We start from the raw sequence: 9,195 nt of genomic DNA, 5'->3' as shown, positions 1-9,195 counted from the left end.
GTTCGACTCCTCTCGGGCGCGCTTTTATTAACGGGAAGTGGCTCAGCTTGGTAGAGCACCTGGTTTGGGACCAGGGGGTCGCAGGTTCAAATCCTGTCTTCCCGATATTCCCAAAAACATGGGGCCTTAGCTCAGCTGGGAGAGCGCCTGCCTTGCACGCAGGAGGTCAGCGGTTCGATCCCGCTAGGCTCCACTTATTTTAATATCATTTATGGCGGTGTAGCTCAGCTGGCTAGAGCGTACGGTTCATACCCGTGAGGTCGGGGGTTCGATCCCCTCCGCCGCTACCATAAAGGACCTTTAGCTCAGCTGGTTAGAGCAGACGGCTCATAACCGTCCGGTCGTAGGTTCGAGTCCTACAAGGTCCACCACTAAAGGTTTATATCTCGGAGGTATACCCAAGTTCGGCTGAAGGGATCGGTCTTGAAAACCGACAGGCGGCGAGAGTCGCGCGGGGGTTCGAATCCCTCTACCTCCTCCATTTTTTCTTAAATTACATATTATATCATCGCGGGGTGGAGCAGTACGGTAGCTCGTCGGGCTCATAACCCGAAGGTCGCAGGTTCAAATCCTGTCCCCGCAACCAAATGGTCCCGTGGTGTAGTGGTTAACATGCCTGCCTGTCACGCAGGAGATCGCCGGTTCGACCCCGGTCGGGACCGCCATTTTAATAAGGCTCGGTAGCTCAGTCGGTAGAGCAGAGGACTGAAAATCCTCGTGTCGGCGGTTCGATTCCGTCCCGAGCCACCATTTTGAAGTCGCAAGCCGGCTTAGCTCAATTGGTAGAGCAACTGACTTGTAATCAGTAGGTTGGGGGTTCAAGTCCTCTAGCCGGCACCACTTTCAAAATGAGCCATTAGCTCAGTTGGTAGAGCATCTGACTTTTAATCAGAGGGTCGAAGGTTCGAATCCTTCATGGCTCACCATTTTCAATTTTATGCGGGTGTAGTTTAGTGGTAAAACAAGAGCCTTCCAAGCTCTGGTCGAGAGTTCGATTCTCTTCACCCGCTTTTCAATTATGGGCCTATAGCTCAGCTGGTTAGAGCGCACGCCTGATAAGCGTGAGGTCGATGGTTCGAGTCCATTTAGGCCCACCATAATTGTTCCGCAGTAGCTCAGTGGTAGAGCTATCGGCTGTTAACCGATCGGTCGTAGGTTCGAGTCCTACCTGCGGAGCCATATTTATAGAGAAGTACCCAAGTGGCTCAAGGGGCTCCCCTGCTAAGGGAGTAGATCGCGAACGCGGTGCGAGGGTTCGAATCCCTTCTTCTCTGCCAGAACTGGCCCGTTGGTCAAGTGGTTAAGACACCGCCCTTTCACGGCGGTAACACGGGTTCGAATCCCGTACGGGTCATACTAAAAGAGATAGCATAATCTGCTATCTCTTTTTTGTTGTGTATAGATATAGAAGAAGCTATGACAGATTATAAATAATAAGTTTAAAATAGGATTACCTTTTCTCATACATAAGAAAAAGTAATCCTATTTTTTGAATATGTTTTAACTTTCTATTGAATGTTCATCTTGTTTAATAACAACATGACTATATGCGGAGTGAAGAGTTTTGTAGCCTAAAAGTGCAATAGTTAAGGCAAGGCCTCCTGCTATAATAGCCACATTAAATCCTACATGGGCTCCAAAGTTATCAATAACTAAACCAGCTATCGCTGATCCTAGGGAGACTCCAATTCCAAGTCCTGTAATTGCCCAAGTCATTCCTTCGGTTATCTTTGATTCAGATACGATTTTTTCCACAAGCCCCATAGTAATAATCATAGTAGGAGCGACAGATAGCCCTGCAAAGAAAACAATAACTACTAGCCAAGTAATACTGTTTACAAAAACTAGTGGCAGCATTGTTATCATGGAAAGTGTGACCGCTATTAAAAACTGATTATAGGGTGGGGTATTGAGTTTAAGGGTACCGAAAATAAGGCCTGCCAGGCATGAACCGATTGCATAGACAGAAAGTACAAAGCTAGCAGCTACTGTGTTTCCTTGCTGCTCAGCAAAAGCTACACTAACGACATCTATTGTGCCGAAGATAGTACCTATAGCAATGAGTGTGAATACTAGTACTCGCAAAGAACCAATTTTAAATACTGTTCCGTTGTTTGTAATGTCGCGAGGGTGTACAGGCGGTTCTGTGCTTTTTTGCATAGTAAATAGGCATACCCCGATTGTAAGAAAAACAGATGATAAAAGTGGCGCTGCTTCTGGGAAGAACATAACACTTAAACTGACAGATAATACAGGACCAATTATGAAGCAAATTTCGTCGACGACCGATTCGAAGGAAAATGCTGTATGCAATTTATGGGATCCGCGGTATAGTTTAGTCCAACGTGCACGTACCATAGCTGACATATTTGGCATACAACCTGCACATAAAGCGGATAGAAATAGCGTCCAATAAGGAGCTTCATATTTCGTACATAGAAGTAAGAGGATTGTAAAGAAAACGCTAATACCTGTAGTCGGAAGAAGTATGCGAGATTGCCCTAATTGATCAGCCATCCGAGAAATATGAGGAGCTAGTAAAGCTGATGATAATGTAAAGGTAGCTGCAACAGCTCCAGCAAGCCAATAGTCACCACTTACTTGAGATAACATGGTAACAATACCAATACCCATCATTGATATGGGCATACGAGCTATAAATCCTGCTAATGAGAATCCTTTTGTACCAGGAGCACTGAAAATCTCACGGTAGGAATTAAACATGATAATCACCACAATATTTGACGTGTACATATACATTCTTCATTCTTTTAACTCCTCCTCTGTTTCATTAATACCTTCTATAAAAAGGGACAGTGAGTCAATGTAGGGTATAGGTAAGAAGTTATATTATCTTGTAAGCTAGAAATAATTGACATACGCACCGTATGCCAATATCATATTAACATACGGAGCGTATGTCAATTGAAATGTTTTATCTCTGGATAGAGCCGATGTTTAAAGGAGTTATTCTTTTATATAGAGAACGATACTATAGTGCAATTCATTTTGAATAAAGAGAATGAATAGAAGTAGGAGGAAAAGATGATTAAAAAAACGAGAGCAGAAATGATTACTGAAACACGTGCTAAATTGCTGTGGGCAGCAAGAGAGGCTTTTGGTACAGTTGGATATGTAAATACGTCTATGGATGATTTTACAGCATCTGTCGGTTTAACACGTGGTGCAATTTATCATCATTTTGGTGATAAAAAAGGATTGTTAGAAGCAGTTGTAAAAGAAATTGATATGGAAATGGATAATAAATTAGGGAAAGTATCAGATGAAGCGGAAGGAAAATGGGAAGGGTTTGTTGGGCGTTGTCGTGCATATTTAACGATGGCACTTAATCCAGAAATTCAGCGAATCGTACTTCGAGATGCACCAGCAGTATTAGGAACTAGTTATTATCAATCATCACAGTCACAATGTTTAGTGACGATGGCCGAGATGCTTCAGCAATTAATGAAGGACTGTATTATTGAAAAGACGGACTGTGAAGCTTTAGCAAGATTTATAAATGGCGGACTAGTGGACCTTGCTTGTTGGATTGCGAATTCTGAAGATGCAGAGGCACGGTTGTCTAAAGCTTTGCATAGCCTATCACTTATATTGAATGGTTTATTATTAGAAAAGAATGCATAATTTTAACGGATATTTTTTAATATATAATAATGATTAAAAGGGAGGTGATAAAGTATAGGCTAATTCATTTATTTAACCGTATTCTATATAAGCTAATTGACGTCCATCTTGTAAGGGAATGATGTGATCAGTCAGTTTAATCTTATAATGTGATTACATTTTTTGTGAATGTTAGGATTTTTATTATAGAAAGTGAATTTAGTTACAGTGAGTAATTGAATCATACATTTTTATTCACAATCTAAAGAAAACACCTAATTTGGTATGGATTCCACACCTGATCTAACAACTTTACACTCTATGTGAAAAAGTTCACAAATAGGTCATAAATTGTGAAGTAATTCACAATAATACGTGCTACAATATGAATGTAAAGAAGTTAAACAACATTAAATTAGTATTTTAATTAATTACTTAAACAATCATAAAAAAATATATGTGAACAATAGAGAGGGGAAATTACCATGAAAAAAGGTATCAATCGTGTAGTATTAGTAGGAACAGGAGCTGTAGGTTGTAGTTACGCTTACTCAATGATCAACCAAGGTGTAGCTGAAGAATTCGTATTAGTAGATGTTAATGAAGCAAAAGCAGAAGGGGAAGCAATGGACTTAAGCCATGCGGTACCATTCTCTCCATCACCAACAAAAGTTTGGAGCGGTAGCTATGCAGATTGTAAAGATGCAGATCTAGTTGTTATCACTGCTGGGTTACCACAAAAGCCAGGTGAAACTCGTTTAGACTTAGTTGAGAAAAATACAAAGATCTTTAAACAAATCGTTCGCGGCATTATGGATAGCGGATTCGATGGAATCTTCTTAATCGCAACTAACCCGGTTGATATTTTAACTTACGTAACTTGGAAAGAATCTGGTTTACCGAAAGAGCGCGTAATCGGTTCTGGTACTACTTTAGACTCTGCTCGTTTCCGTTACATGTTAGGTGACTACTTAGATGTAGATCCACGTAACGTTCATGCTTACATCGTTGGTGAGCACGGTGACACTGAACTTCCAGTATGGAGCCACGCTACTATCGGTGTACAAAAACTAGAAACAATCTTAGCTAACAACGAACAGTACAAACAAGAAGACTTAGATAAAATCTTCGAAAATGTACGTGATGCAGCTTACCATATCATCGAACGTAAAGGTGCAACTTACTACGGAATCGGTATGTCACTACTTCGTGTAACTAAAGCGATCTTAAACAACGAGAACAGCGTATTAACTGTATCTGCATACCTTGAAGGTCAATACGGTGAGAAAGATGCTTACGTAGGTGTTCCAGCTGTTATTAACCGCGAAGGTGTACGTGAAATCGTAGAACTTGAGCTAAATGAAGAAGAAAAAGCGAAATTCGCTCATTCTGTAAAAGTATTAAAAGAAACTATGGCACCAGTACTATAATTAATTGCTAAATAATCCGGAAGTGGGGACCTGCTTCTTACTTCTGGATTTATATATAATTCAATATAAATTCCTTTTCCGGTTTCCCTTGTATATCCCCAATATACCCCTTTTGCTGGATAAGGGTCATTTATAGAAAAGAGCACTCTATTTTATATAGAGTGCTCTTTATGATTATTTTTTAGGTGTTAATCCTAACTTCTTTAAAATATCTGTCAGTGTACCGCTTTTTGATTTTTCTACAGGTGTTTGTGATTTAGATGCATCTGGACCTTTTTTCAAGAAGTTCTTTTCAACGAAGCGAATATCTTTTTCGTCGACAATTCCATCTTTATTAAGATCTCCGTCTTTTACAGTTAGTCCTTTTTTAATGTAGTTGCTAGCGATAATTTCAGCATCTTTAATATCGATTACTTTATCACCATTTACATCGCCGGCAAGGTTTTCGTCAGGTCTTGCATAATAATATTGGCCAAGCAGCTTACCGTCTTTTTCAGTACCAAGTTTCGTTGTTAGGCGGCTTGAAATGAGTTACTCGATGTTTCTGAATCACTGAAATAGGCGAATACACCTCCGAATGTAAGGGATAAACCAAGTGAAGCGGTGACAACTCCCATTCCTACTTTTTGTTTTAATGACATAAGAAAGCCCTCCTAGTTAAATTTTCATAGTGACCGTTCGCAACAAGGATAAATAAGTAAACATAGTAGTCCACTATGAATTATAGTTACGGAAGATCTAAGTTCTTTATTGAGAGCGAGTATATGCTTATGAATTTTGCATTTCAATAAAATTGTGACAAAAAATGTTGAGAAACATTTTTTTATGACAGATTATTTTGTTTTGATTTTGAATGAAAAATAGCATGAAAAATAGGATAAATCTAATAAAATAAAGGTTGAGAAAAAATAATAGGTAAAAATATAGAAGAATAATAAAGCGTTTTCAATGAATATTCGTCAAAATTCGATATTTTACACGGAAATGTGAAGAAAAACTAACATTTTTAAGAAAAAAACGAATGTTTTTTATAAATCAACAAGGATATTGCAGTTTTTCGCAGAAATAATTAAAGTATAAAAAATTCTGTCATCTAAGTGAGGTGAGCATATTGAGTGTAATAAATTGTGAAGAAGTGAAACGAGATGAGTTTCATACAGAAAAGTACTATGAAAGTTATAACATCTTTGGCGCACATGTTGTGACGGAAGATGAGATTCAAGGGGTACGATTTACAGTGTGGGCTCCTCATGCGAAAGCAATGAGTGTTGTTGGAGATTTTAATGAGTGGGATTATGAGCAACATAAGATGCTACAAGTGACAGAAGAAGGCATTTGGTCCTTATTTATACCGCATATTGAAGAAGGAGAAATATATAAATATGCGATTGAAACGTTGGCTGGTGACGTCATTTTAAAGGCAGATCCGTATGCTATATATGCAGAAGTAAGACCGAATACGGCATCTGTAGTTTTTGATATAAAAGGATATGAATGGAATGATAAAAACTGGAATCGTAAGAAAAAGAAAAAACCGATTTATAAAGAAGCGATGACAGTTTATGAATTACATTTTGGTTCTTGGAAAAAGAAAGAAGATGGAACGCTGTATTCTTACAGGGAAATGGTAGAAGAGCTCATCCCGTATGTGGTGGAACATCAATTTACACATATTGAAATTATGCCGCTTGTTGAGCATCCATATGATCGTTCTTGGGGATATCAAGGAACGGGATATTATGCAGCGACGAGTAGATTTGGTACGCCGCATGATTTAATGTATTTTGTCGACGAATGTCATAAATATGGAATCGGTGTCATTTTAGATTGGGTGCCGGGGCACTTTTGTAAAGATGCTCACGGTTTATATTTGTTTGATGGCACACCGACCTATGAATATAAAGATAAAGATGTACAAGAAAATCCAGTATGGGGAACTGTCAATTTTGATTTAGGGAAGAGAGAGGTACGTAATTTCTTAATTTCAAATGCGTTATTTTGGATGAGATATTTCCATATTGATGGTTTCAGAGTAGATGCAGTTGCGAACATGTTGTACTGGAATAAAGAAGGACAAGAGCAAAGTAATGAGCATGCTGTTTCATTTTTAAGAGAGTTAAATGAAGCAGTGTTTGCAGAGGATGAAGATTTTCTTATGACGGCAGAAGATTCAACAGCTTGGCCACTTGTAACAACTCCAACGTATGAAGGTGGGCTTGGATTCAATTACAAATGGAACATGGGCTGGATGAATGATGTACTGAAATATATGGAGTGTGCGCCTGAATATAGGAAACACATTCATGAGAAAATGACGTTTTCTTTACTATATGCGTACTCTGAAAACTTCATATTACCACTTTCTCATGATGAAGTCGTTCATGGGAAAAAGTCGTTATTAAATAAAATGCCAGGTGATTACTGGGATAAGTTTGCTCAGCTTCGTTTATTATATGGATATTTCTTTACTCACCCAGGAAAGAAGTTACTTTTCATGGGAGGAGAATTCGGACAGTTTGATGAGTGGAAAGACCTTGAAGATTTAGATTGGAATTTACATGATTTTGAAATGCATCGTTATATGCATGATTACTTTAAAGAGCTCATAGCATTGTATAAGCGCTCAAAACCACTTTGGCAGCTTGACCATTCACCTGAAGGCTTTCAGTGGATTGATGCTAATAATAATGAGCAAAGTATTTTCTCTTTTATCCGCCAAGGGGATAAACAAGAAGATGCGTTAGTTGTCGTATGTAATTTTACGAAAGCTACATATGAAAACTATAAAGTAGGTGTACCAGATTTCGAGTATTATAACGAGATTTTAAACAGTGATGCTGAGCAATATGGCGGTTCGGGGCAAGTGAATAAGAAACGTCTTAAGACGATTCTAGAACCGTACCATAATCAAGCAGCACATGTAGAGATTACAATTCCACCATTTGGCGTATCCATATTACGACCAGTGAAGACGAGAAAGGGGAGCAAAAAACAAGATGGCTCAAAAACAAAAGTGCGTAGCAATGTTACTAGCAGGGGGAAAAGGTAGTCGTTTAAGTGCATTAACAAAAAATTTAGCCAAGCCAGCTGTTCCATTTGGTGGTAAATATCGCATTATTGATTTTACGCTAAGTAACTGTGCGAATTCTGGTATTGAAACGGTTGGGATTTTAACACAATATCAACCACTTGAACTTCATAATTATATCGGAATTGGAAATGCGTGGGATTTAGACCGAGTAAACGGTGGAGTCACAGTATTACCTCCTTATGCGGAGTCTTCAGGGGTGAAGTGGTATACAGGTACGGCAAGTGCCATTTATCAAAATTTAAACTATTTAAGTCAGTATGAACCGGAGTATGTTCTTATTTTATCAGGCGACCATATTTATAAAATGGATTACAGTAAGATGCTAGATTACCATATTGAGAAAGAATCGGACGTATCCATTTCTGTTATTGAAGTACCTTGGGATGAAGCGAGTCGCTTTGGCATTATGAATACAAATGAAGAGATGGAGATTGTTGAGTTTGAAGAGAAACCACAATTTCCAAGAAGTAATCTTGCATCAATGGGAATTTATATTTTTAACTGGGCAATTTTGAAAGAGTATTTAGAGATGGATGCAAGAAATCCTGAATCTAGTAATGATTTCGGAAAAGATGTACTTCCACTTTTATTAGATGAAGGGAAGAAGCTAATGGCGTATCCATTTGAAGGATATTGGAAAGATGTTGGAACGGTGAAAAGCTTATGGGAAGCGAATATGGATTTACTTCGCGATGAAACATCGCTGAATTTAAACGATCGTAATTGGCGTATTTATTCTGTGAATCCAAATGAGCCACCTCAATATATTGCAGAAAAGGCAAAAGTAGAAGAATCACTTATTAACGAAGGATGCGTCATTGAAGGGGACGTGAAGCATTCTGTGTTATTCCAAGGGGTGACGGTGGAAGAAGGTAGTATGGTTATTGATTCTGTCGTTATGCCAGGAGCAAAGATTGGTAAAAATGTTGTGATTGAAAGAGCGATCGTTGGTTCGGAAATGGTTATTGAAGATGGAACAATTATTCGTCCAGAAAAAAATGTCGACGATGTAGTACTCATTGCTGAAGGGAAATAGAAAAGGGGGATGAA

The 9,195-nt window shown here is 38.7% G+C and carries 5 protein-coding genes, 15 tRNA genes and 2 pseudogenes; 19 read left to right on the top strand and 3 right to left on the bottom strand.

What is annotated here, in order from left to right:
• The first annotated feature begins 31 nt into the window (after positions 1–31).
• The 15 genes from MR160_RS22585 (at position 32) to MR160_RS22515 (ending at position 1,354) form a co-directional block, all read left to right on the top strand.
• Positions 32–105: transfer RNA gene (locus tag MR160_RS22585), tRNA-Pro, on the top strand.
• A gap of 15 nt (positions 106–120) precedes the next feature.
• Positions 121–193, top strand: a tRNA-Ala gene (locus MR160_RS22580).
• A gap of 20 nt (positions 194–213) precedes the next feature.
• Positions 214–290, top strand: a tRNA-Met gene (locus MR160_RS22575).
• A 4-nt stretch (positions 291–294) separates the two neighbouring features.
• A tRNA-Ile gene (locus MR160_RS22570) sits at positions 295–371 on the top strand.
• Between the two features lie 17 nt (positions 372–388).
• Positions 389–481, top strand: a tRNA-Ser gene (locus MR160_RS22565).
• Between the two features lie 28 nt (positions 482–509).
• Positions 510–586 (top strand) — tRNA-Met (locus MR160_RS22560).
• A 3-nt stretch (positions 587–589) separates the two neighbouring features.
• Positions 590–665 (top strand) — tRNA-Asp (locus MR160_RS22555).
• A 9-nt stretch (positions 666–674) separates the two neighbouring features.
• A tRNA-Phe gene (locus tag MR160_RS22550) sits at positions 675–750 on the top strand.
• Between the two features lie 14 nt (positions 751–764).
• Positions 765–840: transfer RNA gene (locus MR160_RS22545), tRNA-Thr, on the top strand.
• A gap of 10 nt (positions 841–850) precedes the next feature.
• Positions 851–926 (top strand) — tRNA-Lys (locus tag MR160_RS22540).
• A 13-nt stretch (positions 927–939) separates the two neighbouring features.
• A tRNA-Gly gene (locus MR160_RS22535) sits at positions 940–1,010 on the top strand.
• A 10-nt stretch (positions 1,011–1,020) separates the two neighbouring features.
• Positions 1,021–1,097, top strand: a tRNA-Ile gene (locus MR160_RS22530).
• A 7-nt stretch (positions 1,098–1,104) separates the two neighbouring features.
• Positions 1,105–1,179 (top strand) — tRNA-Asn (locus tag MR160_RS22525).
• A 7-nt stretch (positions 1,180–1,186) separates the two neighbouring features.
• Positions 1,187–1,277: transfer RNA gene (locus MR160_RS22520), tRNA-Ser, on the top strand.
• Positions 1,278–1,282: 5 nt separating this feature from the next.
• A tRNA-Glu gene (locus tag MR160_RS22515) sits at positions 1,283–1,354 on the top strand.
• A 146-nt stretch (positions 1,355–1,500) separates the two neighbouring features.
• On the opposite strand, the gene MR160_RS22510 is transcribed toward MR160_RS22515, so the two are convergent.
• Positions 1,501–2,724, bottom strand: coding sequence for an MFS transporter (locus tag MR160_RS22510; RefSeq protein ID WP_242298077.1), 1,224 nt, complete (start codon positions 2,722–2,724; stop codon positions 1,501–1,503).
• Positions 2,725–3,045: 321 nt separating this feature from the next.
• On the opposite strand from MR160_RS22510, the gene MR160_RS22505 reads away from it, so the two are divergent.
• Together MR160_RS22505 and MR160_RS22500 are read left to right on the top strand one after the other, a co-directional pair.
• Positions 3,046–3,645: a TetR/AcrR family transcriptional regulator gene (locus MR160_RS22505; protein WP_000592777.1), complete on the top strand. Its 600-nt coding sequence runs from the start codon at positions 3,046–3,048 to the stop codon at positions 3,643–3,645.
• A gap of 464 nt (positions 3,646–4,109) precedes the next feature.
• Positions 4,110–5,054, top strand: coding sequence for an L-lactate dehydrogenase (locus tag MR160_RS22500; RefSeq protein WP_000715339.1), 945 nt, complete (start codon positions 4,110–4,112; stop codon positions 5,052–5,054).
• Between the two features lie 174 nt (positions 5,055–5,228).
• On the opposite strand, the pseudogene MR160_RS22495 reads toward MR160_RS22500, so the two are convergent.
• Positions 5,229–5,582: pseudogene (locus tag MR160_RS22495) on the bottom strand (dockerin type I domain-containing protein); the annotation flags it as partial.
• Positions 5,573–5,695, bottom strand: a pseudogene (locus tag MR160_RS22490) (TasA family protein); the annotation flags it as partial. The pseudogenes MR160_RS22495 and MR160_RS22490, both read right to left, overlap by 10 nt.
• Before the next feature lie 470 nt (positions 5,696–6,165).
• Here MR160_RS22490 and glgB point away from each other — a divergent pair.
• Both glgB and glgC read left to right on the top strand, forming a co-directional pair.
• On the top strand, positions 6,166–8,103 hold the full coding sequence (glgB, locus tag MR160_RS22485) for a 1,4-alpha-glucan branching protein GlgB (RefSeq protein WP_000111399.1): 1,938 nt from the start codon (positions 6,166–6,168) through the stop codon (positions 8,101–8,103).
• Entirely contained in the window at positions 8,051–9,181 is a 1,131-nt protein-coding gene (gene glgC, locus MR160_RS22480; protein ID WP_000057602.1) for a glucose-1-phosphate adenylyltransferase, read from the top strand. Before glgB ends, glgC begins: the two co-directional genes overlap by 53 nt.
• The last annotated feature ends 14 nt before the right edge of the window (positions 9,182–9,195 follow it).

It is taken from the genome of Bacillus cereus group sp. BfR-BA-01382 (assembly GCF_022663475.1).
Lineage (GTDB): Bacteria > Bacillota > Bacilli > Bacillales > Bacillaceae_G > Bacillus_A > Bacillus_A thuringiensis_S.
Note: the sequence above shows the minus strand (reverse complement) of the source record. Positions and strands in the feature narration are given on the sequence as shown.